This is a genomic window from Chryseobacterium sp. ERMR1:04 (genome assembly GCF_001297705.1).
Taxonomy (GTDB): domain Bacteria; phylum Bacteroidota; class Bacteroidia; order Flavobacteriales; family Weeksellaceae; genus Chryseobacterium.
In genome coordinates, this window is sequence record NZ_LIRF01000005.1 from 71443 (window position 1) to 95847 (window position 24405).

The following is a 24405-nucleotide window of genomic DNA, read 5'->3' on the forward strand; positions in this document are numbered from 1 at the left end:
CCTTTTAAAGTGTCATTCTTTAGCGCAAAAGAAATATTTAATGGATTTTGATTTTCAGAATTTACAATAGCTTTTTGATTTTGTTGTAGAATTTTAATTTGAGAAGAATACCTCTTGGCTTGCTTCAGAATCATAAGATGAAAAGTAAATAGTTTCTCATAAAACTAAAAATAGGATATCTTCCATTGAAATAACTTTGGACTATACCTTGGAAGCTATTTCCGATGCTCTTATAGAGTTTATCAAGTAGCTTAATCAGTAATTATTTAATCAATTTTTTTTCTTCAAAATTAAATGATAAAGTATATTTAATTAGTACTACATTTTGAAGTTCTTCTGCTGCATGTAATGTCCTTTTTTCAAAATCTGATGCAACAATAATTCCTCTAACATTCTCAGCTTTTTTCTTTGATTTAATTGCATTTATATAACCAAGAATTTGTCCTATAACAGAATCTTTTGCTTTTCCTGCTTTTAGCTCGATTACAACAAAATTATTTTCTTTATCTTTTGCTAATAAATCAATAAAACCTGCTTCCGTTTTATATTCAATTCCATTATCAACTAGGTCAAGCCCAATTTCAATTTCATCAAGTTTAGTAGAAAGAAATGCAAGTAGATCTCTTTCTAATGATAAGCTAAATGCTTCAGCTTCTTTAATCTCAATGTTGTCTAATGAAATTTCATCTTTTACTTTAAAAAAATTATTCTTAACTTTAGATTTATACCAAGAATAATGAGTTTTTTTCCATTTACTATTTGGAAAGTATTTTTTTACTTGTTGTTCTAGGTACTTTTCTTCTGGAAAACTATTATTTTTTTCTATTTCTTTAAGTACAAGTTCCTTTATTGTTTTAGGCTTATTCATTCGTTTTTTTATAAATAGTAACAATACTGCGCTTGGCACTATGTATTACTGTTAACTAATTTTTCCCTTAAAAATAAATAATTTCACGTAGAAGGGAAAGTAAATACAATATAAATCTTATTTAAACTGAGTTATAAAAGAAATAGTTGAGTGAGTTTTGATGAATTTGTAGAATTTACAGGATCATTTTAAGATTTATTTAAAACAATCTTTAGATTTAAATAAATAGTTTTACAAATGAAAATATCAAGATCAATGAATCATGGAAAATATTTCTGAAATAGTAGCTCATTTTAATTTTACTCAAACAAGAAAATCAAAGCAATATTTACTGTCATTTTTCAACCAAAAATCCTTCAACAAGAATCAGACATTGTACGTTCAGCAAAAATTAAAACTATTCTCGGAGAATTTTCAGATGATTGATTCTTTCCAAATTAGAGAAAATAGAATTTCTGCAATTCAAAGGTTTTTGGATGAAATTGATGCTAGCCAGTATAATTATTTAACGAGCTTTACGTATCGTGAATATTTTAAAGAAATCAATACCAATATTTCTCTGTTAATCGACTTCTTTTATCATTTTGAATTGCTATTGAAAAATTTGCAAAAGAAAGAGATCTGTTTAGAATATTCTTATGAAATTAAAAAGATGATTGCATTCATCAACTCCTTGTCCATCATTGATTTTTATAATAAAGAGCTTGATTTCAAGCAAAGAAAAAATATTCTTCTCAAGATTACACCCGAAATTGAGGCGGGAAATTTTGACTTATTTTGGGATTTCTTCTACATGTTTGATGTATATTTTAGCATTGCGAAGGGAATTAAGCTGAACAATTTGGTATTTCCTCAATTTAATGTTGAAAATACTTTTACGATTGAGAATTTTTATCATTTAGACTTGAAGGATGCTGTTAAAAATACTTTAGATGTAAAGGATAAAAATACAATTGTTTTTAATGGAGCCAATATGTCGGGAAAATCTACGACTATGAAATCGGTCAGTATCATTGTCCTACTTGCTCACTTGGGAATTGCAGTTCCGGCTGAACATTGTAATATTCCTTTTTATGACCGTATTTTCCTTTACTTTTCTGTTAATGATAATCTGAAAGAAGGGTATAGCCATTTTGCTCAGGAAATTATGAATGTAAAAAGTGTTTTACTAGAATTAAAATCTAAAAATTGTTTCGTAGTGCTTGATGAAATATTTAGTGGAACTAACATCAATGATGCAGCGCAAATTACTGTTACTACAGTGAATGGTTTATCTAAATTTAAAAATTCTCTTTTTATTTTTTCCACACATTTAAATCTCATCGAAAATAATTTGACTGAAAATAAAAATGTATTGCTGCTGAATTTAGAATGTTTTTTAGAAAATAATGAACTCACATTTACATATAAACTGAAAGAAGGCTGGTCTAAACTTGAAATCGGAAAGCTATTATTCGATCAATATGGGCTCAATGAACTTTTAATAGGCTAAACCAAAGTCTACATAACAAACCTTATCTCAACTTTTTAATACAAGTTTTTATCAGAAAACTTGACATCCTGAATTTTCGGTAAGGGCTTAATTAAAACTATTTTTTTTCTTTTATCTAAGGGTTTCTTTGCACCATATACTTCATCAGTTTCTGTTTTCAGGCCTGTAATTAAGTTAAATTTAGTTTCTGTAAATACTGTATTTTCGTCAATATACCCTTTGGTTGCATTATTGGTTAACTTATTGACATTAATTAGTTCAAAATTCCCTTTGTTATATTTAAAATCATAAGAAATGTTTCCTCCTTTAATTTCAGTCCACATGGTTAGAATTCCTTTTTCAATAAAGAAATTGGAAATTTGATACCCATTAAATTTCCCATGGTTTTCAATAGGATATTGTGGTTCAATTATTTGAGTTGAAGAGACGGCTAATGCTAATTTTCCATTGGGTTGAGATAAGAAAATTTGTAATCGTAAGGGCCTTGTTTCGTTTATGGTATCCATTTCTACTATGATCTTGTCTATTTTACCATCATTATTTAAGTCGCCTTGTTCTTCTCTTACTTGATAATTATAAGCGTCTTTATTTGTAACTTTTTGAGCAGATAGATTCATTTGAAATAAGATCAAAATGAAGGTAAGGTATAGATAACTGTTTTTCATGATTTTAAGTTTAGTTATTTTAAACTAACAACTACTATTTGGAAGAATATATTGCATCAATTCCAATTCTATTTTCAATCCTTTTTAAACTAATTAAAGCATTAAACTACAAAAGGTACAAAAGCTATTATTGAATCATTTAAAGTTCGGCTATTTTTAAAACAAAGCTTGCAAAAGATTAATATTTCGACTCCGCTCAATAGGCAAAGATTTTTAAAAACTGATGTGTTCTTATTTCCAGTTTAATGATCAACTTTAAATATTAATGTATTAATCTTTTGCTTCTTTTGTGGTTAAAATAAAAAGTTAAAAAAAGTTCATCCTTAAAATTAGATAATTTCAATGAAAGCTGAGAAAAAGATAAAGAAACTTATACGAATATGCAGTAAACAAAAAAATCTGCTTCCAAAGGAAACAGATTTTGAGGTATGTGTAAAAGAAATGAACTTAGTTATTGGTAACTGAAAGTTTCACTTCAATATTATTTCTTGTTGCGTTAGAATAAGGACAAATTTGATGAGCCTGATCCGTTAATGCCTGAGCTTCTTCAATAGATACTTCCGGAATATTCACATCCAGTTCCACAGCTAGTCCAAATCCTCCGTTTTCAATTTGTCCGATGCTTACCTGAGCTGTTACTGTAGTTTCACCCGTAGTTGTTTTACTTAAACTGATCACTCTGTTCAAAGCACTGTCAAAACACGCTGAATATCCGGCTGCAAAAAGCATTTCAGGGTTGGCAGAATCATCATTCGCACCTCCTAGGGCTTTAGGCATTCTTACTTCAATATCCAAAACTCCGTTTTCACTTTTTACTTGTCCGTTTCTTCCCCCTTTAGCGGTAACGCTGGTTGTATATAATGTTTTCATATTTTATTTTTCTATTTTGTTTAATATTCTTTGGATGCTTTCTTTTAGCTGTATCAAATCTTCAGGTTGCACATCAATCTTTCGCTGAATTTTACCTGGGATTTCACATGCTTTTTGCTGCAGTTGTCTTCCAACGTCAGTTAGAAAAGCTTCTACAACTCTTTCATCTTCTTTTTTTCTTTTTCTTGTGATAAAGCCTTTTCCTTCCAATCTTTTAAGAAGTGGGGTAAGGGTACCGCTGTCCAGAAACAGTTTATCTCCGATGTGGCTCACAGTAAGTCCATCATTTTCCCAAAGTACCATCATCACTAGATATTGAGGATAGGTGATGTCGAGTTCATCAAGGAAAGGACGATACAATCCTGTAATCTCTTTTGCAATCACATAGAGCGGAAAGCAAATTTGATTTTCTAATATTGGCGTTTTTGGGGTTTCCATAAGTAAGATTGAATGAGAAAGCGTTGGTAATAATTATTTTTTAATGATGAATTCCTCCATAGGAACACGTACTTTTTTCATGGTAGACAGCCAGTCTTTTTCTGCATCTCGGTATCCAAGATATAGAAGGCTTACACTTTTTAGACCTAATTCTTTAAGGTTAAGAATTTCATCCACCACGTCATTACTGAAACCTTCTGCCGGTGTACTGTCGATTTTCAATTCGGCAGCCTGAGCCATTGCGAATCCTAAAGAAATATAAGTTTGGCGAGCTGTGTGTGCAAAATGTTCTGCAGGAGTCTGTGCCCCATAGATTTTTTTCAACATATCGGTGTAACTGTTGAAACGTCCCTGTGGTAGGTCCCTCACATCCGTATGATGATCATATACTTTATCAATTTTTTCGTTAGAATAGCTATCCCAAGCAGCAAATACCAAAACGTGTGAGCTGTCTCTCATTACTTCAGGGTTTAATGCACCTTGCACCATTTTTTCTTTCAATTCCTGATTTTCTACGACAACGATACGGAATGGTTGAAGTCCTGATGAAGTAGGAGCCAATCTAGCAGCTTCTAAAATGGTGTATAAATCTTCTTGTGATACTTTTTTTGATGGATCGTATGCTTTTACTGCATGTCTCCAGTTTAAATCTTCTATTAATGACATTGTTGTTGTTTTAAATTATGGTACAAATATATAACAAAATTAAATTGCACACAATTTAATTACGAAAAACAACATTGTTTAACTTTTTTAACATTTAATTTTATATAAAACAACCTTATGGTTGTTTTATTATTTCGTTTCTTATATCTTTGCCTACGTAAAATATGTTAAGTATTGAATATGGAAAATAATTGGAGAAAAAAGTTCGCTATTTTATGGACAGGTCAGTTTTTCTCATTGATAAGCAGTTCGGCAGTAGGGTTCGCCATTATTATCTGGTTGAGTTTAGAAACAGGATCCGCAGAGGTTCTTGCGTATGCTGCGATTGCCGGATTATTGCCTCAAGCTTTGATCGGACCATTTGCCGGAGTATATGTTGACCGCTGGGATAAGAAAAAAACAATGATTTTAGCGGATGGTTTTGTTGCTGTATGTACATTGATGATGTCTCTCGGTTTTTATTTTGGATATCAAAACTTAGAATTTATTTATATTATACTTGGTCTCCGGTCTGTAGGATCGGCTTTTCATATGCCGGCAATGCAGGCTACGGTTCCTTTATTGGCGCCAAGATCAGAATTGTTTCGGATCGCAGGAATTAACCAAATCATTAAATCTGTTTCTAATATTGCGGGACCGGCGCTAGGAGCATTGGCGATAGGAATGTTATCTATAGGAAATGTATTGCTTCTGGATATTGCAGGGGCAATAATGGCTATCGTTTCTTTACTTTTTATTCATATTCCATCTCCTGTGAAAGAAACTAAAAATCAGACAAGCTTACTCTTGGTTTGGGAAGATATGAAGAAAGGCCTGCATGAAGTACTTAGAAATAAGGGGTTGTCGTTTCTATTTTTATATTCTATAATAGCAGGATTTTGTTTGATGCCTATTGGTGTATTATTTCCTTTAATGACGATTGAACATTTTAAAGGAGGGAAATTTGAAATGAGTATTATTGAAACCGTGTGGGGTGGTGGAATGTTAGTCGGCGGAGCCATATTAGGCATCTGGAAACCCAATATTCATAAGGTCATCATCATTAATATATCCCATGTATTAATTGGAATTGCTTTCGCGTGGGTAGGTTGGCTATCTGCTCAAAGTTTTATATTCTATACGTTACTTACGGGAATTGCAGGAATTGCAGCTTCTTTTTACAGTGCAGGATTTACAGCTTTGGTACAGGAGGAAATTCACGAAAGTCTTTTGGGGCGTGTATTTGCCATGTACTTTAGCATAGAAGTATTGCCCACTGTCTTTGGACTGATCTGTACAGGATATTTGGCAGATGCTATAGGGGTAAATGTTACTTTTATCGTATTAGGATTGGTTATTTTCCTTGTGGGAATCGCTTCTTTTTTAACGCCTTCTTTAATGAATTTAAGAAAAAAGGTTTGAAAAGACGGTGGGATTAAATAAAACTCTGTTTAAACTAATTAAAAATTTAACCACAAAAGGGACAAAAGCTATTATTGAACTATTTAAAGCTTAGTTATTTTGAAAATATAAGCTTACAAAAGAATAATATTTCGACTTCGCTCAATAGGCAAAGATTTTTTAAAACTTATGTGGTTCTTGTTTACAGTTCAAAATTAACTTAAATAATGTGCAATTCTTTTGACTCTTTTGTGGTTAAAAATAAAAAGTTTAAACAAATTATTAAGATAATGAGCAATACTAAGATATAACAGGCTGTATTATTTGATCAATTTTATACATACAGCGTTTTCCGCCTTCAATAATATATTCTACTCTTTTTATATCAAAGTCTGAACCTATAAGTTGTTTGAAATTATTAAGCTCCGAGCGACAAAAACCTTGGCATTCTGTTGCGGCAGCACATATTGGGCAATGGTTTTCAATAAGGAAATAAGAGTCGTTTTCTTTTTTCCATTCGGCCATATAACCTTCTTCCGTTCGTTTTTGTACAAGAATATCAAGTTTTTCTTCAAAGGTTGTAGCAGTGTCCATCATTTGTGCGTATTTGGTATACAGCTCATTTTCCCGATCGTTAATTAAAAGATCCAAGGCATTTTCTCCCAAGAGTTTTTTTACTGATTTAATGAGTTGTACACTCACTTCTGCATGTGTATCTGGAAATTTAGAGAATCCCTTTTCTGTAAGAGCATAATAAGTGGACGGGCGGCCCACCCCTTCACTTTTCACTTCTGCTTTTACCAATCCTTCTGAAGCGAAATTTAGCAAACGTTTTCTAACACCTTCTTTAGTGATACCCAATTCTTCAGCAATGAGTTGTGAGGTAACTTCACCTCTCATCTTCAACAACATTAATATTTTATCTGACGGATTTTTTTTCATTTAGCAACTACAAGTTGTTTTATATAAGTTGTAAAAGTACTAATTCTTTATCATATCTTAAAATCATCCTTTTTAGAATGTTTTCATTACCATTCAATACGATGTTTTTATTTAACCACAAATCGAAGATTATCTCCTTTTAGTCGATGAATGATATTTCGACGGAGTCAAAAGGTACAAAAGATTAGATAATATAAAGCTTATTATTAAACTGAAAAAAAGAAAACATTAGCCTTTAAAAATCTTTACCTATTGAGCGGAGTCGAAATATTATTCTTTTGAGAACTTTTAGTCATCCAACTTGTTTAAATTTTTTTTTAACCGCAAAAGTGACAAAAGATTAAACCATTGGTCACTTTAAGTTGAGCATTAGTGAACCAATAAGAGCACATAAGCTTTTAAAAATCTTTGATTTTTATTCTTTTGCTTACTCAATAACTAATCCTTAAGAAATCAACGATAGCTTTTGCCTCTTTTGCGGTTAAATTTAAAATTAGTTTAAACAGACTTTTTGTGAAGAGACTGTAATACGATATCCTTAATTAAAGTTTCAAAATAATAATATAAATTACTTTCCTCACTCATCTGATTTTCTAGAACAATAATGCTCATATCATAGGCCGGGATATAAATATTTAAAGAAGCAAAACCGTCTCCTAATCCTGTATGACCTAAATATTCAATGCCGTTGTCTTTTACAATTCTGATATTATACCCATAGCCCATTTTTTCTTTTCCGAAAACATCATGCTGGGACATCGCCGATGCAGTGGTCATTAATGCATAGGTTTTTGGGTTCAATATTTTACCATTATGAAGGAGGTTGTCCCAGATGGATAGATCTTTAGCAGTTGTAATAACGCCGTCTGCAGGTAAGTTTTCATCATTAATGAAAGGATCCTGTACAACGGTAAGTACATTATCTTTATTGATATGGCCAGATACAAGGTTTCTTCTGTCGGTTTTTGAATAGCAAAATGTATTTTTCATTTTAAGTTGCTTGAATAATGCATTGGCCAACTGAGTGTAAGATTTCTTAGAGGTATTTTCAATGATTTTTCCTAGAAGAATATTAGACAAATTTCCGTATTTAAAATCAGAACCAGGTTTGAAGAGTAAAGGTTTTTCAGTGTCTACAATTCCATGCGTATGATTCAACAACTGATGAACGGTAACCGAATCTGCCCAAGGCTGAGTTAAATTGGGAAGGTATTTTTTATAGGCGACTGAAGATCTATTTTGCCTTTTTCAACTTCTTTTAAAACCAAGACGGATGTGATTTGCTTGGTGTTTGACATGATCTCAAATTGGTCATCCATTTGTAAAGGAAGCCTCGTTTTTATATTTTCAAAACCATAGGCTTTAGAATATTTATCCTGACCATGTTGGGTGATTAGTACGACACCATTGAACGGGCGAGGACTTTTATTTCTTATTAAACTATCTATTCTATTTGCATAGTCAGGTTTATTTTGTCCATAAAGAGCTGTGAAAGATAAAAATGAAAGTGCAAGACACAACAGGTTGATAAGCTTCATTGGGTTGAAAAGTTTTTGGAATTGAAAATTGTTTTAAAAGAATTAGAGATTACCCAAAGATAAAATTAAAAATCATTTTGAAAGCTCAAAATGATTTAGTTTTTATATTTTTAATCTTTTCGGATTCTGTCTATTAGAAAAAAATGATAAAATTTCAATATTATTTTTTATCACCCTGTAATACATTGTATTAAACTTTAGGATCGTAGCTCTGTAAATGTTTTTATATTCAGATTTAGGATAGATCGTTGGATTTTGAGATATTAATTCAATAGTACTTTCAATTTTTGTAGCAAGTTTCTGAATTTCTTTATCGGTAAAATTATTTTCAAGATATTCAATGGTTTGCTTAAGATCATCTAGCGCATTTTGAGTCCATAAAACATTATAACCACTTTTCATATAATTTTCTTGCGTCTGAATGAGATTTTAAATCATTGTTTTCAGAATCGATAATTCCTTTTTCAATAGATGTTTTTTCTTCTTCAGAAATAGTAGTCCACCAGTCTTTAGTTTCTTCTTTCCTGAAATTGATTAATTTTTCAATGATAGCCTTATCTTCCAAAGTGGATAACCATTGGATTAATTCAAGTTTTTTATGTAGAATTTGAGCTTCCATTTTACTTTATTTATATAATATCAAATGTATACATTTTTATTTTAATCAATAGTATGTGTCTCTTTAAAAGTGAGTTCCGCTTCAAAAACATCCGCAAAATGTTTTCTGATTTTCGCTTTAATATCAATCATTTCTTCCGGCGTTAATTCTCTTTCCAATTCCCTTTTTAAAGAAGTCACCTGTTTGTCTTTGATACCACAAGGAACAATGTATTCAAAATAACGCATGTCTGTATTGATATTCAAGGCAAAACCATGTAGGGTAACCCAACGGGAAGCTTTTACCCCCATTGCACAGATTTTTCTTGCATAAGGTTTCCCAACATCTAGCCAAACACCTGTTTCACCAGGAGAACGCTCACCTTTCAGGCCATATTCATTGATGGTGCGGATGATCACTTCTTCAAGATTTCGCATGTATTTGTGAATATCTGTAAAGAAATTTTCAAGGTCTAAAATAGGGTAGCCAACAATTTGTCCATACCCGTGATAGGTAATATCTCCACCACGATTTACTTTTACGAAAGTAGCGTCGATTTCTTTTAATTGATCTATTCCCGCCAACATATTTTCTTCATGCCCACTTTTCCCTAACGTATAGACGTGAGGATGCTCTACCAAAAGAAAATGGTTGGAAGTGGTGATATGTTGCTCAGCAGGTAAATCGCGGTTTTTTATTTTGGTATCAATAATAGCTTTCATCAGCTTTTCCTGATAGTCCCAAGAAGGTTGATATTCTTTTACGCCAAGATCTTCAAATTCTACTACTTTATTTTGATTTGTATTCATGTGTGGATGTCGATTTTCTTGTAATGATATAGAATCACGATTTCATACCATTTTTATTGACATACAAATTTAGTGAATTTTAATTTTTTACGGAATTAATAAAATCTATGGCTTTTATCTTCCAATCTTTATTTTGTAAAAGGATATTTACAAACGCAGTCCCGATAATTCCGCCATCAGCTTTTTCAGTAACGTTTTCAAAATCTTGCTTTGATTTTATTCCAAAACCAATCATAACAGGATTTTTCAATGGAAGAGAAGCTAATCTGGAAAGATAATCTTCATTTTTTAATACGGCATTTTCTTTTCCTGTTGTAGAAGAAGAACTTACGGCGTATAAAAATCCTGAACTTAAAGAATCCAGATATAATATTCTTTCGTCAGCAGTTTCCGGAGTTACCAAAAATGTGAAATTCAAATTGTATTTTTCTAAAATTTTCTGATAATTTTTTTCGAATTCAATAGGCGGGAGATCCGGAATAATTAATCCCGAAACGCCACTTTCAGAACATTCTCTACAGAAGTTTTCGAAGCCAAAACTTAAAACCGGATTGATGTATCCCATTAAAATAATAGGAATTCGGATTTCATTTTTAATCGATTTTAACTGGGATAGAAGCTTTTCGATGGTCATTCCATTTTTTAAAGCGAGCTCATGAGCTTGCTGAATAACAGGTCCGTCTGCAACAGGATCAGAATAAGGCATCCCGATTTCCATCATATCTGCTCCGGAATCCTGGATGAGTTGTATAATATCTGCAGTATCTTCCAATGCTGGAATTCCTGCGGTAAAGTATATGTTTAGTTTCTTCATTTAAATTGTTTAAAAAATTAAAGAAAAATAAGTTTTAAGTTAAAATTTTATTTCCCGAAAAGGGTTTTGAAATAACAAAAGTTGTTTTTGAATCCTACCATGCGATCCGGCTTGAACGGAGCTCTTTTTACGAAGTAAAAAAGCGGGAGTGGAAGACGGAATTTATCGCCAAAATCAGTTTATAAATTCTTCAGATAGGTTTCCATATCCTTGTCACCACGGCCGCTCAGGCAGATGACAACAATATCATTTTCATTGAATTTCTTTTTATCTAAAACCGCCAACGCGTGAGCACTTTCTAAAGCAGGAATGATGCCTTCTAATTTGGTCAGTTCAAAAGCACATTTTAAGGCTTCATCATCATTGATACTGAAAAATTCTGCACGGTTTTCTTTGAATAAATGCGCATGGAATGGCCCAATTCCCGGATAATCTAATCCTGCGGAAATAGAATGAGGCTCGATAACCTGTCCATCTTCTGTTTGCATCACTAAACTTTTGCTTCCATGCAAAACGCCTAAAGTTCCAAGGAAAGTTGTTGCGGCTGATTTTCCTGAATCAACTCCTAAACCTCCTGCTTCTGCGGCGATAATTTTAACTTCTTTTTCATTCACAAAATGATAAAAAGTTCCTGCTGCATTGCTTCCACCTCCAACACAGGCAATGACGTAATCGGGATTTTGTCTTCCAATTTGTTCGTTTAGTTGCTCTCTGATTTCTTTTGAAATAATACTTTGAAATCTCGCTACCAAATCCGGAAAAGGATGCGGACCCACCACACTTCCAATCACATAATGAGTGGTTACTGAATTATTAATCCAGTCTCTTAATGCTTCGTTTACAGCATCTTTTAGCGTTTTCGACCCTGAAGTGGCAGGAATAACGACTGCACCCAGCATTTTCATTCTGGCAACATTGGGAGCCTGTCTTTGAATGTCAACTTCACCCATGTAAACAATACATTCCAAGCCCAATAAAGCACAGGCGGTAGCGGTAGCCACACCATGTTGGCCGGCTCCTGTTTCTGCTATAATTCTGGTTTTACCCAAACGTTTTGCCAATAAAACCTGCCCCAACGCATTGTTTATTTTATGAGCTCCGGTATGATTTAGATCTTCTCTTTTCAGATAGATCTTGGTGTTGTATTTCTGACTTAAATTCTTGGCAAAATAAAGTGGAGTAGCACGTCCCACATAGTTTTTCAAGAGATCCTGATATTCAGTCTGAAAATCTTCTGATTCTATGATTTCGAGATAGTTATTTTGTAATTCTTCTACATTTGGGTAGAGCATTTCCGGAATAAAAGCACCTCCAAATTCTCCATAATATCCGTTTTCATCGGGGTTTTTATAATTCATTTCTTTCTTCTTTTTTTATTGTAATAAATAAGCGTTGTTTTCAGAACTTAATTGATGCAAAAGTTCCTTTTTTTCTTCAGATAGATTAAAAATTAAAATATCGTCATCATCGGATGGCATCCATTCAGAGCCGCTTTTTTCTTTAATATATTTTGCTTTATCGCGTAAAATGGGGATCTCACATTTGTCATAGAAAGGTCTTAACTCAGATAAACAAAAACCGATACTTTCCAGGTTTCTTTCGCCAACATTTTCAATAATATATTTAATTAATTGTTTACCATATCCTTTTTTCTCGTATGCAGAAACCAGCCCGACCGCTTCGGCAAAATGATATTGCTGATTGGAAATTTCTAAAACGAAATCAAAATTAAGACGCATAAGAGCTACTATTTCTTCCTCAGAATCAATAAGAAAATGAAATTCAGAGTCTTTAAAAAAAGAACGGAAATACGAAGGTTCCATAGCATCCCATTCTGAAACATCCCAAAGATTCAATATAATTTTTATTTCATTTTCTGTTAATTCATCAGGCTTTTTAATGTGATACTTCATCTTTTAAGCGATTAATAAAAGCAATGTTGTAATTGTATTGCTGCTTGGTTATTAGTTTTTTATGGTGTAGTAAATTTATTTTACTGATTAAATCAATTAATGTGGTTAATTCTAATTTTGAGTCGTACATCGTAATGGCAATCTCCAGATTATCAATTAAAAAATAGGAATCAAAATTTTCATAGGACAAAAAGATCTTGCTATAAATGTTTCCAAAATCATAGGTAACATTTGATTTTACTCTATTATCTAAAAATTTATCAGAAATAATAACAAGGTAATAGCTGTTCCATAAATTTATTTTATCAAAAAAAGCTTGGGTGTCTTTTTCATCATAAATTTTAATGATGTTGATAAAATCAGTTAATAATCCATCTAATTCCCAATGCTCAAAATTATTGTCATTTTTAGATATAAAATTGTATAAAGTCTGAATCCTTTCATTCCCAAATTTGGGTGGAAACAATCTTTTATAGAAATTTTTTCTTATCAAATGTATGTTTATCATTTTTGTCTTTTTTATCTATTCACTTTAAATGATTCTGTTGACTTAAAGTTATTAATTTATTTTAAATGAGTCCCAAAAGGGACGATTTAACAAAAGATAGGATGTAGTCCTATAATTTATCCAATTTACATACGAATATTAGTCCCATAAGTATTTTTCATCATATCGTATTTTGTTTTTTTTTCAATATTCCAATCATTTCATCTTTAAAGTTTTGATCCTGATGATACTGACGTTGATTTTTAATATAATTAATGGTAGAATAAATATTTTTTTCACTAACCGAAAATGCCCCGTATCCATCTTGCCAAAAGAAATTTTCATATTTTTTTCCTTTTGTCTTTATCCATTTTGATGAATGTGATTTTATTTCCTGAACCAAATTCATCAAAGCAATTTTTCTAGAAAGTAAACAAAGAATGTGGATGTGATTATCCGTACCACCAATTTGTAATGTGTTACTTTCAAAACTTTTGTATAGTGTAGCAATGTTAGCGAATACTTCTTTTTCAATATTTTCATCAATAAAATTTTCTCTATATTTTGTACTGAAAATAATATGGATGTAATTTTTAACTAATGATTGTGGCATTTTTTGTGTTTTTATTAATTGGACTTTATCCAATTCTCGGTTAAATCGTCCCTTTGGGACTTCATCCGTATAAAGTTTTGAATTTTTTTATTTTTTCTACATCTTTAATCCCCGCTTCTAACTCAAACTTTGAATTAATATCTAAAGCAAATGGGGGTTGATTTAAATTTTTAATATTAGTAACGTTATCTTCTGAAATTCCGCCACTTAAAAAATAAGGGAGGCGGATTTTAAATTCATTTAATAAAGCCCAATCAAATTGTTTTCCTGTTCCACCAAATGTTTTACTGTCTGTATCGAATAAGAGATACGTTATGTCATTCTGAATGGAATCCTCATCTTTTGATAGAACAGAATTTGGACCGATTCTTATCACTTTAATAATTCCAGTTTCAGGATTCAGTTTTCCTTTTAATTCCGAAATAAAATTTTCACTTTCATCACCGTGAAGCTGTATAAAATTCAGTTTAGCTTTTTGTGCTATTTCTAGTATTGTATTAATTTCTTCATTCACAAAAACACCCACTTTTCCTTGATGGTTAATTTTTGAAATATCATCTAAGCTCAAATGATTCAGAACATATCTCGGTGATTTTTCATAAAATATAAAACCAAGAAAATCTGTATTCATGGAAATTAATTCCTGAATCTGATCAAGCTTTGTTAATCCGCAGACTTTTAATAAAGGAGTGTTCATTATTTTATTTAATTGAAATGTTGCTAAGTAGTTACATTCGATATAAACTCTTCAAACGTATTTGCAGGGTTTTTATTTTTCATAAAATATTCGCCCATTAAAAAACCGTCAAATCCTTTTTCTTTTAAATAGTTGAAATCTTCAAGATTATAAATTCCACTTTCTGCAACAGATAAGACGTCTTTTGGAAGTAGGTTTTTTAAATTGACAGAATGCTGAAGATCCACTTTAAAATTTTTTAAATTTCTATTGTTGATGCCAACCAAATCAATTTTTGAGTTGAAATGGTTCAATTCTTCTTCCGTATGAATTTCCAATAAAACTTCTAAACCTAATTCATGAGACAATGCTGTGAATTCCTGAACCTGATTCGTTGAAAGGCAAGAGGCGATTAATAAAATAACATCAGCACCCATACTTTTTGCTTCATAGAATTGATATTCATCTACCATGAAATCTTTTCGTAGAATAGGGATGTTGATATGATTTCTTACCTGTAAAATATCTTCAAAACTTCCACCGAAAAAATCTTTATCTGTCAAAATTGAAATTCCGCTTGCTCCGAATTTTTCATATGCTGAAGTAACCTCTAAGGGAGAAACCTGATCATTAATAATTCCTTTTGATGGAGATTGCCTTTTAAACTCGGCAATAATTCCGCTTTTATTTTGCACAGATTCTTTTAATGAAAAACCTTTTCTTCCAAAAAACGGTGAATCTTTCAATTCTCCAATAGAAACTTTTGATTTTGAAACCTTAATTTCTTCTTTTTTTCTTTCTATGATTGTATCTAATATTGTCATTGTATGCATGTTAAAATAGATTCTTCACTACGCTTTGCTTCGTTCTGAATGACAGATAGGAAGTATTAAAAGTGAAACTTAAAACTATCCCAATAATAATTCCAAGCTTCTCAATGCTTTTCCACTTTCTAAACTTTCTTTTGCCAATAAAAGGCAGTCGTCATAACTTCCGAATTTATGAGTATGATGTAAGGCAACCGAAGCATTAGCAAGTACTACCGAGTTTTGCTGTTTTGTACCTCTTCCTTCTAAAATATCTCTGAAAATTTTCGCAGATTCATGAGTCGTTTCTCCTGCTTTTATGCTTTCATGAGAAATAGAATCAAAACCTAGATCTTCAGCAGAGTAAATTTCTTCGCCTTTTTTGGTGATAATTTTACTGTCGTGGGTCAAGCTTATTTCATCATATCCGTCTAAACTGTGAACCAAAATAAAATCTCGATCATCTTTTTGCAATAGATATTGATAAATTCGGGCGATTTCAAGATTATAAACTCCAATCATTGAAAATTGTGGCTTAGCAGGATTTACCAATGGTCCTAAAAGATTGAAAAACGTTCTTAGTCCAAGTGACTTTCTTAATAATCCAACAGATTGAAGGGCAGGATGAAAATAAGGAGCATGTAAAAAACAGATATTAGCCCTTTCAAGATCTTCATTTAATTTATCAGAATTATTTTTGAATTCATAGCCTAATTCTTCTAATACATTGGAAGAACCTGTGGTGGTAGAAGCCCCGTAGTTTCCATGTTTTGTTACTTTTTGGCCGGCTCCTGCAACTACAAAGCTGGTTAATGTTGATATATTGATGGTGTTTTTCCCATCACCTCCTGTACCTACGATGTCTATAGCATCATCAGAATTTATATTTATAGGAACTGCCATTTGTAGGAGAGCTTCTCTAAAACCTTCCAATTCTTTCAGGGTAATATTTCGCATAAGAAAAATAGTAATGAAAGCAGTAACTTCTGCTGCATTAAATTTATTCTGAGCAATCTCAATCATAATGGCCTTAGCTTCAGATTTGGATAAGGTATGATGATTAAATAAGTATTCAAGGATTTCTTTCATTTGTGGAGTTTTTATCGTTGAGGGAGATTCTAATGTTTTCAATGTAAAAGGAAATTTTTAATGATGGCTTCTCCATCGGGGGTTAAAATACTTTCAGGGTGAAACTGAACGCCATGCACATCATACGTTTTATGTTGTAGCGCCATGATCATTCCGTCTTTGTCTACAGCGGTAATTTCAAGTTCTGTCGGGAAATTATCAGTATTTACAGCCCAACTGTGGTATCTTCCAACTTCTAAACCACTTTCTATATTTCTAAAAAGTTTAGTGTCGTTTTTTACTAATTCTGCCGAAGTTGCTACTCCGTGGAAGATTTCAGAAAGGTTAATTAAACTTCCTCCAAAGGCTTCTGCAATGGCTTGCTGACCAAGGCAAACACCCAGAATACTTTTTGTAGGAGCATATTTTTTAATGACATCTAATAAAATACCTGCTTCTTCAGGAATTCCCGGCCCTGGTGAAAGAATTATTTTATCATATTGATTGATCTCTTCCAAAGAGATTTGGTCATTTCTTACCACATCAACTTCTTGATTCATTATCCTTTCGATGATTTGAACAAGATTGTACGTAAAGCTATCGTAGTTATCAAAAACTAATATTTTAGTTGGTGGCTGATTGTTTATGGTGGATTCTTTTATAGTATTTTCCATTTTTTGTTTCTTCTGTTGGAGGTTAATTAGAAATTATGAACTAATTTTTCTGCTTTTTCAACTGCTTTTTTCAAGGCGTTCAACTTATTGTTGACCTCTTCCAGTTCGCTTTGAGGGTTGGATTTTGCAACCAATCCGGCACCTGCCTGATAATATAAGGTGTTGTTTTTGCTTAAGAAAGTTCTGATCATAATGGCTTGATTACAGTCTCCATTTAACCCAATCATTCCGATGCAACCTCCATAATAACCACGTGAATCTTTTTCATATTGATTGATCAGTTGAAGCGCTCTGTGTTTGGGCGCCCCGCTTAATGTTCCTTGTGGGAAGGTGGTAGCAACCATTTCAAATGGATTTGTATTTTCACGCAAATCTGCAGTAACTTCACTTACCATATGGATAACATGGGAGAAAAGCTGAATTTCTTTTAATTTGGTAACCGTTACATTTTTACCCAATTTCCCAAGATCATTTCTTGCCAAATCTACCAACATGGTATGTTCTGCATTTTCTTTGGGGTCAGCTTTTAATTCTTCAATCGACTGAAGATCAGTTTCAAAATGTCCCGTTCTTTTGAATGTTCCGGCAATTGGGTGAATGATGGCTTTGTTATTTTTGATAATTAACTGACTTTCTGGGCTTGAGCCAAATAATTTATAATTTCCGTAGTCGAAAAAGAATAAATAAGGAGAAGGGTTGATGTTTCTCAATGCACGATATACATTGAATTCGTCACCTTGAAATTTCTGTTCGAATCTTCTGCTCAACACCAATTGGAAGACATCGCCTCTCATGCAGTGCTTCTGTGCTGTTTTTACCAATTCAAGATATTCTTCATTTGTAATATTGGAAGTTTCCTGTCCGTTTTTCTTGAAAGGGTAGACTACTGAATTTTGATTTTTAAGGATATTTTCTAATAAATAAAGCTCAGATTTTACATTATCAATTTGATTTTCAATAATATGCATCTCATCATTGTAATGATTAATGGCAATCACATATTGATACAATCTGTAACGGAGAATCGGGATTTCAACTTCGGGGCTTTGTGGTTTAAAACTTACATTTTCAAAAAACTGAACAGCTTCAAAACTGGTGTATCCAAAAAGACTTTGAGCGGTTTGCTCAATAGAGTCATTTGTTTTTTCGCATTCAAAATTTTTGGTGAAATCTTCAAAGATATTAGCTACCTTATGATCTATAATAAATTGTTTTATAGGATCTTCTCCCGGAAGTTTTATTTCAAACTCATTCAGGTTTTTAATTTCAATTCCTGCAACAGCGTTGATGGCTATAAAGGAGAAATTATTATCAATTTTTTTAGAATCTGAACTTTCCAAAAGAATCGTATCTCTGAACTTATCACGGATCTGTAGATAGATATTCATCGGAGTTTGTAGATCTCCTAATGTTTTTTTAGAAACGGTTTTTATTTTTATTTTTTTGCTAAACATTTGCAGTTTTATTTTTTTTGAATTGATTTTAAATAAAAAAAAGACTTCAACGAAAATCGTCAAAGTCTATATATTGTTGTATATTATTTCTGCTGTTGATCTAGCAACATGATAATAACTTCAGACCCGACGAAGAGTTTGAAAGCCACCACCAAATATTGTTGCTCATATTAAACATATGACAAATTTAGAAAATTTTTTTAATATAAAAATGAAAAAAAAGAGAAAATAAAAAAACTTAAAATAATTAGAGTTATTTCAGTTGATTGATTATTTCTTTAATTATCCTGTTTTGATTTATAATTTTCGTAGTCGTAGGATTTAGCTTATGTTTTATAAAGATAAAATACGTTATTTGATGACTTTTCACTAAAATCTTACCGGTGAAAATTCAAGATAACTACAATAAAAAAGGTAGATTCTCTATAAAAGATGAAATTCTAAGATCTAAACAGACTCTAAATGGTGTTGAAAAAATATTCTAATTTACGGGCTCTGATAATGGAATATCAGTACTGCCACTATAAAATACAATAAGCGTAACCCCCTTTTCGCCGGTTTTTCCTCTGTGGGGAACGTTGACCATTTCCGGAAGTACCTGCCCCTGTCTGATCCATTGTTTTTTACCATCACTTTTTCTTTCAATTTCAATTTCTCCTTTTTCTACATAGGCTGCATTGATGACAGGATGTTTGTGCCAAGCTAAAGCTTGATGAGGAGGAACTGAAATTTTTAAAACTGAAATTTCCGGTTGCCCGTCCGGATATTTTTCATACAATGTTCCATCCCATGATTTTGTTGTTTTTAATATGGTTACAGATTCTATTTTATCAGAATATCCTGTTTCAACGGTAGGTGAGGAGTTATCACAGGAAAGGGATACTGTGAAAATAGAGAGCAAAAATGCTGTTGTTAAATTTGTTTTTCTGGTCATTAGTTTTGTTTTTGATTATTGATATTTGTGTGAAAATATTATATAAAAATAATGATTTCACTTATAAATATCTCTATATGATGAATTATTTTCTCATTATTAATTGGTTTGATGAAAACTTTAGAAAAAAAATATCTTTTAAACTGGGGATTTGTCATGAGATTGAAAGTTTATTTTTTATATTTTTGCTTTAAATTAGAAAAAATGAAAAAAGTATTAGCAATTGCATTTATCGGAGGTTTATTGGTTGTAAACTGTTCAAAAAAAACTGACCATTCTTTACAAGACAGTAACACCATGTTAGAAGAGCCAACAGCAACAACTGTAGCTGCTGATTCTAAGGCGAAACCTGCTGCTGCACCAGCTGCAACTCCTACAGCAACACCTGCTCCTGAAGCTGCTAAAACAGATTCTACAGCGAAGAAATAATGAAGAAACTATTTTTAACAGGATGTATAAGTGTACTTATTTTTTCCTGTTCTAAAAAAGAAACTCCAGTGGATGCCACATCTTCTGAAACAACTGCTGTTTCGGAACCGGCAAAAACTAATCTTTCTGGTGATCAGATCATAGAAACATTAGATTGCTCAGGGTGCCACAGTGTTAATGAAAGAATGATAGGACCTTCTTATAAGGAAATAGCAGAGAAATATTCTGAAAAAGATATTGAGCTGCTTGCTTCAAAAATTATAGAAGGCGGAAGTGGAGTTTGGGGAGGCGTTCCAATGTCTGCTCATCCTCAGGTGTCTAAAGAAGATGCCAAGAAAATGGTAGAATATATTTTAAGTCAGAAAAAATAAATATGACTACTGAAAAACTCAGTCTGCACGCAAGAAATCTACATCGTAATCCTTATGATTTTGATCAACTTATTTCTTGCGTGCCGGAACTGAAGCAGTTTGTTTTCCTTAATGCTTATCAAACGATGACCATTAATTTCAGCCTTCCAAAGGCGGTTAAACTACTCAATAAAGCCTTATTGCTGCATTTTTATGCGGTTCAGAATTGGGATATTCCTGATTCTAATCTTTGTCCTCCAATTCCTGGAAGGGCAGACTATGTGCATTATATTGCCGATTTATTAGCTGAAGGAAAAAAAGAGATCCCTACAGGAATTTCTGTAAATGGTTTAGATGTAGGAACAGGTGCAAATCTTGTGTATCCTCTTATTGCGCACAGTTCTTATGGGTGGGAAATGTTGGGAACAGATATCAACAAAGATTCTTTGGGAAATGCCCAGAGAATTTTAAACAGTAATCCGGATTTATCATCTGTTATTCAATTAAAACAACAAGCTGACGCTCAATTTATCTTCAAAAATATTCTAGGTCCAAAAGATAAATTTACATTTTCCATGTGCAATCCGCCATTTCATGATTCGGAAGAATCTGCCATGAAAGGAAATCTTAGGAAAACAAAAAATCTTAATAAATCGAAGGGTAAGAAACCTTTGCTTAATTTTAGTGGACAACAGTCTGAATTATGGTGTGAAGGAGGTGAAATCGCTTTTATCTCAAAAATGATTATAGAAAGTGTGTTGTATTCTCAACAAATTCTCTGGTTTACCTGCTTGGTTTCTAAAAAAGATAATTTACATAAACTAACGAGGCTTTTAAAGAAGCTTAAAGTTGTTGATTTTAAAATCATAGATATGGCTCAAGGGCAAAAAATAAGCAGAATGCTGGCTTGGACATTTATTCTTCCAAAAGACAGAAAAGATTGGTTCTGATAAATGAAGCCTAACTCTATCTGGAATTGAATTTTATATGAAATAAACTATATTTCTGAAAAAAGGCATTGACCATCAATTCAAAAATCACTAATTTTGCACGTTATTTTAAATGAATATAATGCAATTATCAGAACAAGAAATCATTAGACGAGAAAAGCTTACGAAGCTTGGTGAAATGGGGATTAATGCTTTCCCTGCGGATGAATATACAATCACAGACACTACAGAGTCTATAAAACAGGATTTCTCTGAGAATAAACAGGTGAAGATTGCTGGTAGATTGATGTCCCGTAGGATTCAAGGGAAGGCTTCTTTTGCTGAATTGCAGGATTCTACAGGTAAAATTCAGGTATATTTCAACAGAGACGAAATCTGTACAGGAGAAGATAAAACTTTATATAACGAAGTATACAAACATCTTTTAGATATCGGTGATATTATCGGTATTGAAGGAGATTTGTTTACCACTCAGGTTGGTGAGAAAACAGTTTTGGTTAAAAACTTTACGCTTCTTACCAAAGCTTTACGCCCTCTTCCTCAGGCTAAAACTGATGATAATGGAGTAGTGCATGATGCATTCAACGATCCTGAGATGAGATACAGACAGCGTTATGTAGATTTAACGGTAAATCCACACGTAAAAGAAGTTTTCGTAAAAAGAACAAAATTGTTCAATGCGATGAGAACTTTCTTTAATGATGCAGGATATTTTGAAGTGGAAACTCCAATCTTACAGTCTATCCCTGGTGGAGCAGCTGCAAGACCGTTTATGACCCATCACAATGCATTGGATATTCCATTATATTTAAGAATTGCGAACGAATTGTATCTGAAAAGATTGATCGTTGGTGGTTTTGACGGAGTATATGAATTCTCTAAAAACTTCAGAAATGAAGGGATGGACAGAACGCACAACCCGGAATTTACAGCAATGGAAATCTATGTAGCGTATAAAGACTACAACTGGATGATGGATTTCACAGAAAAGCTATTAGAATTCTGTGCAACGCAGGTAAACGGTACAACTCAGGCAAAATTTGGTGAGTATGATATTGACTTCAAAGCACCTTATCCAAGAGTTTCTATGACAGAAGCAATCATAAAATTCACAGGTTTTGATATTACAGGAAAAACTGAGCAGGAATTGTTCGATTTTGCTAAATCTATCGGAATTGAGGTGAACGAAACAATGGGTAAAGGGAAATTAATTGATGAGATCTTTGGTGAAAAATGTGAAGGAAACTTCATTCAGCCAACTTTCATTACAGATTATCCGATTGAAATGTCACCTCTTACTAAAAAACACAGAAGTAAAGAAGGTCTTACAGAACGTTTTGAATTAATGGTTTGTGGTAAAGAAATAGCAAACGCTTATTCTGAGCTGAATGACCCTATTGATCAAAGAGAGCGTTTTGAAGAGCAGTTGAAATTATCTGAGAAAGGGGATGATGAAGCGGGTCAGTTCATAGACGAAGATTTCTTAAGAGCCTTAGAATATGGTATGCCGCCAACTTCTGGTTTAGGAATTGGAATGGACCGATTAATTATGTTCTTAACCAATAATGCATCTATTCAGGAAGTATTATTCTTCCCTCAAATGAAACCTGAAAAAGCAGTAGTTCAAATTGAATTAGGAGAAGATGAAAATGCAATCCTTGACATTCTAAAAACTCAGGAAGAGCCGTTTTCTTTAGCTGAAGTGAAAGAAAAAAGCAAGCTTTCAGGGAAGAAATGGGACAAAGCTTCTAAGACTTTAACTAAAAATAATTTGGTAAAAGTAGAAAAGATTGACGAAAATGTTTTCATGAAACTAGTGTAAAACGTGATAACATCATCAAATAAATAATAAGAAATCCTGAAATTATTTTCAGGATTTTTTTGTTTTTATGAACTATAAATTGGTATTTTCCGTTTTCTAAAAAACTTTCCAACTGATGAAATTTATTCTTTTTTGCCTTATGCTTTTCTCTTTCATCAGGATTGATGCACAAATGCTGGCTTCTGTCTATTTTAAACATAACCGATATGAACTGAGTTCTGAATCTAAACAGAAATTAGATAGTTTGGCTCGCTTAGACAACAATCTCACGTTTAGAATTTTTGGAAATTGCGATCCTTCAGGAAGTGCTGGCTATAATAAAGTACTATCGGAAAAAAGAGCCAACGCAGTCAGTAAATATTTACAGGAAAAAATAAAAAATAGGAACAATTTACAAAGTACGGCGGGGCTGGGTGATGAAAAACAAATTAATGATAGCAGTACAGAAGAGCTGCGCGGGAAAAATAGAAGAGTAGATGTATTTATTGAAAAGGCATTTGCTCAAGGCGAAAAAATTTCGCAGAAAGCATTTGCAAGTTTCTTGAGCGTACAAATCTCTCAAATGAAAATTAAAGAAACTTTTTCCCTGCCTGATGTTAATTTTATAGGAAATCGTCATGTTTGGCTTCCAAACGGTAATCAAAGTCTTACTCAACTTTTTAACATATTAAAGGATAATCCGACCTTAGAGATCGAGTTGCAGGGACATATTTGCTGTGATTACGATAACTTTGACGGTAGAGATATTGATTCTGGAACCTTTAATCTTTCGTGGACAAGGGCCAATGTTATCAAGGAGTTTCTGCAAAACCAAGGAATTGATGCTGCCCGAATAAAAGCAGTAGGGCTTGGTCATCTTAATCCTTTAATTTATCCTGAACGTACAGAAGAAGATCGGATTAAGAACAGGAGAGTTGAAGTAGTTGTACTAAAAAAGTAAAAATTCAAAGAATAGGAAAGATTGAAGATTTCTTAGAGAAGGTTTCTCTAGATAGATTCATACAAGCCCTATTAATTAGTTAGATTTATACCATTGAAAGATCATTAATGATAATTTTATTTTGAATTTATTATTTATTTGTTAAAATTTTATTTAACGTGTGTATTTTGTAATTTATTTAACATTAAATTATGTTTTAATTAAGTTTA

At 32.4% G+C, this 24405-nt stretch carries 27 protein-coding genes and 1 pseudogene; 7 read left to right on the plus strand and 21 right to left on the minus strand.

Translation table 11 applies throughout. The annotated features are described in order from the left end of the window. Positions 1-262 precede the first annotated feature (262 nt). Complete coding sequence (locus AMQ68_RS10835; protein WP_054510663.1) at positions 263-868, minus strand: PDDEXK nuclease domain-containing protein; 606 nt, start codon at positions 866-868, stop codon at positions 263-265. Positions 869-1130: 262 nt separating this feature from the next. Between AMQ68_RS10835 and AMQ68_RS10840 the strand changes: the two genes are divergently transcribed. Next, complete coding sequence (locus tag AMQ68_RS10840; RefSeq protein ID WP_054510664.1) at positions 1131-2360, plus strand: hypothetical protein; 1230 nt, start codon at positions 1131-1133, stop codon at positions 2358-2360. A 35-nt stretch (positions 2361-2395) separates the two neighbouring features. On the opposite strand, the gene AMQ68_RS10845 is transcribed toward AMQ68_RS10840, so the two are convergent. From AMQ68_RS10845 to AMQ68_RS10860, 4 genes are all read right to left on the minus strand, one after another. Next, on the minus strand, positions 2396-3025 hold the full coding sequence (locus AMQ68_RS10845) for a hypothetical protein (protein ID WP_123905673.1): 630 nt from the start codon (positions 3023-3025) through the stop codon (positions 2396-2398). Between the two features lie 447 nt (positions 3026-3472). Beyond that, positions 3473-3895: an organic hydroperoxide resistance protein gene (locus AMQ68_RS10850; protein ID WP_054510666.1), complete on the minus strand. Its 423-nt coding sequence runs from the start codon at positions 3893-3895 to the stop codon at positions 3473-3475. Positions 3896-3898: 3 nt separating this feature from the next. After that, complete coding sequence (locus AMQ68_RS10855) at positions 3899-4333, minus strand: MarR family winged helix-turn-helix transcriptional regulator (protein ID WP_054510667.1); 435 nt, start codon at positions 4331-4333, stop codon at positions 3899-3901. A 33-nt stretch (positions 4334-4366) separates the two neighbouring features. Beyond that, positions 4367-4999, minus strand: coding sequence for an NAD(P)H-dependent oxidoreductase (locus AMQ68_RS10860; RefSeq protein ID WP_054510668.1), 633 nt, complete (start codon positions 4997-4999; stop codon positions 4367-4369). A 180-nt stretch (positions 5000-5179) separates the two neighbouring features. On the opposite strand from AMQ68_RS10860, the gene AMQ68_RS10865 reads away from it, so the two are divergent. Beyond that, complete coding sequence (locus AMQ68_RS10865; protein WP_054510669.1) at positions 5180-6400, plus strand: MFS transporter; 1221 nt, start codon at positions 5180-5182, stop codon at positions 6398-6400. A 279-nt stretch (positions 6401-6679) separates the two neighbouring features. Here AMQ68_RS10865 and AMQ68_RS10870 read toward each other — a convergent pair whose 3' ends face one another. From AMQ68_RS10870 to AMQ68_RS25320, 16 genes and pseudogenes are all read right to left on the minus strand, one after another. Beyond that, positions 6680-7321: a metalloregulator ArsR/SmtB family transcription factor gene (locus AMQ68_RS10870; protein WP_054510670.1), complete on the minus strand. Its 642-nt coding sequence runs from the start codon at positions 7319-7321 to the stop codon at positions 6680-6682. 498 nt (positions 7322-7819) lie between these two features. Continuing rightward, positions 7820-8859, minus strand: a pseudogene (locus AMQ68_RS25930) (serine hydrolase domain-containing protein). Positions 8860-8961: 102 nt separating this feature from the next. Continuing rightward, a complete protein-coding gene (locus AMQ68_RS10880; protein WP_054510671.1) occupies positions 8962-9261 on the minus strand; it encodes a type II toxin-antitoxin system RelE/ParE family toxin in 300 nt (99 codons plus the stop codon). Next, on the minus strand, positions 9245-9478 hold the full coding sequence (locus AMQ68_RS10885) for a hypothetical protein (RefSeq protein WP_054510672.1): 234 nt from the start codon (positions 9476-9478) through the stop codon (positions 9245-9247). The genes AMQ68_RS10880 and AMQ68_RS10885 overlap by 17 nt, the downstream gene beginning before the upstream one ends. 41 nt (positions 9479-9519) lie before the next feature. After that, complete coding sequence (gene lipB / locus AMQ68_RS10890; RefSeq protein WP_054510673.1) at positions 9520-10266, minus strand: lipoyl(octanoyl) transferase LipB; 747 nt, start codon at positions 10264-10266, stop codon at positions 9520-9522. Between the two features lie 79 nt (positions 10267-10345). Next, a complete protein-coding gene (gene trpA / locus AMQ68_RS10895; protein WP_054510674.1) occupies positions 10346-11080 on the minus strand; it encodes a tryptophan synthase subunit alpha in 735 nt (244 codons plus the stop codon). A gap of 179 nt (positions 11081-11259) precedes the next feature. Then, complete coding sequence (trpB, locus tag AMQ68_RS10900; RefSeq protein ID WP_054510675.1) at positions 11260-12438, minus strand: tryptophan synthase subunit beta; 1179 nt, start codon at positions 12436-12438, stop codon at positions 11260-11262. A gap of 15 nt (positions 12439-12453) precedes the next feature. After that, the gene (locus AMQ68_RS10905; protein WP_054510676.1) at positions 12454-12993 is read right to left on the minus strand and encodes a GNAT family N-acetyltransferase; all 540 of its coding nucleotides are present in this window, start codon (positions 12991-12993) and stop codon (positions 12454-12456) included. Then, positions 12977-13501, minus strand: coding sequence for a hypothetical protein (locus AMQ68_RS10910; protein ID WP_054510677.1), 525 nt, complete (start codon positions 13499-13501; stop codon positions 12977-12979). The genes AMQ68_RS10905 and AMQ68_RS10910 overlap by 17 nt, the downstream gene beginning before the upstream one ends. Before the next feature lie 160 nt (positions 13502-13661). Continuing rightward, positions 13662-14093 carry an IS200/IS605 family transposase gene (gene tnpA, locus AMQ68_RS10915; RefSeq protein ID WP_198408882.1) on the minus strand — a complete coding sequence of 144 codons (432 nt, stop codon included), beginning with the start codon at positions 14091-14093 and terminating at the stop codon, positions 13662-13664. Between the two features lie 61 nt (positions 14094-14154). Then, the gene (locus AMQ68_RS10920) at positions 14155-14790 is read right to left on the minus strand and encodes a phosphoribosylanthranilate isomerase (RefSeq protein ID WP_054510678.1); all 636 of its coding nucleotides are present in this window, start codon (positions 14788-14790) and stop codon (positions 14155-14157) included. A gap of 23 nt (positions 14791-14813) precedes the next feature. Beyond that, positions 14814-15593, minus strand: coding sequence for an indole-3-glycerol phosphate synthase TrpC (gene trpC / locus AMQ68_RS10925; protein ID WP_054510679.1), 780 nt, complete (start codon positions 15591-15593; stop codon positions 14814-14816). 84 nt (positions 15594-15677) lie between these two features. After that, positions 15678-16664: an anthranilate phosphoribosyltransferase gene (gene trpD / locus AMQ68_RS10930; RefSeq protein ID WP_054511097.1), complete on the minus strand. Its 987-nt coding sequence runs from the start codon at positions 16662-16664 to the stop codon at positions 15678-15680. Positions 16665-16702: 38 nt separating this feature from the next. Then, entirely contained in the window at positions 16703-17317 is a 615-nt protein-coding gene (locus tag AMQ68_RS10935) for an aminodeoxychorismate/anthranilate synthase component II (protein ID WP_054510680.1), read from the minus strand. 26 nt (positions 17318-17343) lie between these two features. Continuing rightward, positions 17344-18771 carry an anthranilate synthase component I family protein gene (locus AMQ68_RS10940; protein WP_054510681.1) on the minus strand — a complete coding sequence of 476 codons (1428 nt, stop codon included), beginning with the start codon at positions 18769-18771 and terminating at the stop codon, positions 17344-17346. A gap of 481 nt (positions 18772-19252) precedes the next feature. Continuing rightward, positions 19253-19705: a cupin domain-containing protein gene (locus tag AMQ68_RS25320; protein ID WP_054510682.1), complete on the minus strand. Its 453-nt coding sequence runs from the start codon at positions 19703-19705 to the stop codon at positions 19253-19255. 204 nt (positions 19706-19909) lie between these two features. On the opposite strand from AMQ68_RS25320, the gene AMQ68_RS10950 reads away from it, so the two are divergent. The 5 genes from AMQ68_RS10950 (at position 19910) to AMQ68_RS10975 (ending at position 24196) form a co-directional block, all read left to right on the plus strand. Continuing rightward, positions 19910-20134, plus strand: a complete 225-nt coding sequence (locus AMQ68_RS10950) for a hypothetical protein (protein WP_054511098.1) — start codon at positions 19910-19912, stop codon at positions 20132-20134. After that, a complete protein-coding gene (locus tag AMQ68_RS10955; protein ID WP_054510683.1) occupies positions 20134-20505 on the plus strand; it encodes a c-type cytochrome in 372 nt (123 codons plus the stop codon). The genes AMQ68_RS10950 and AMQ68_RS10955 overlap by 1 nt, the downstream gene beginning before the upstream one ends. Before the next feature lie 2 nt (positions 20506-20507). Then, positions 20508-21434, plus strand: a complete 927-nt coding sequence (rlmF, locus tag AMQ68_RS10960) for a 23S rRNA (adenine(1618)-N(6))-methyltransferase RlmF (RefSeq protein ID WP_054510684.1) — start codon at positions 20508-20510, stop codon at positions 21432-21434. Positions 21435-21555: 121 nt separating this feature from the next. Further along, entirely contained in the window at positions 21556-23256 is a 1701-nt protein-coding gene (gene lysS / locus AMQ68_RS10965) for a lysine--tRNA ligase (protein WP_054510685.1), read from the plus strand. 115 nt (positions 23257-23371) lie between these two features. Next, the gene (locus tag AMQ68_RS10975; protein WP_082384028.1) at positions 23372-24196 is read left to right on the plus strand and encodes an OmpA family protein; all 825 of its coding nucleotides are present in this window, start codon (positions 23372-23374) and stop codon (positions 24194-24196) included. Positions 24197-24405: the final 209 nt, after the last annotated feature.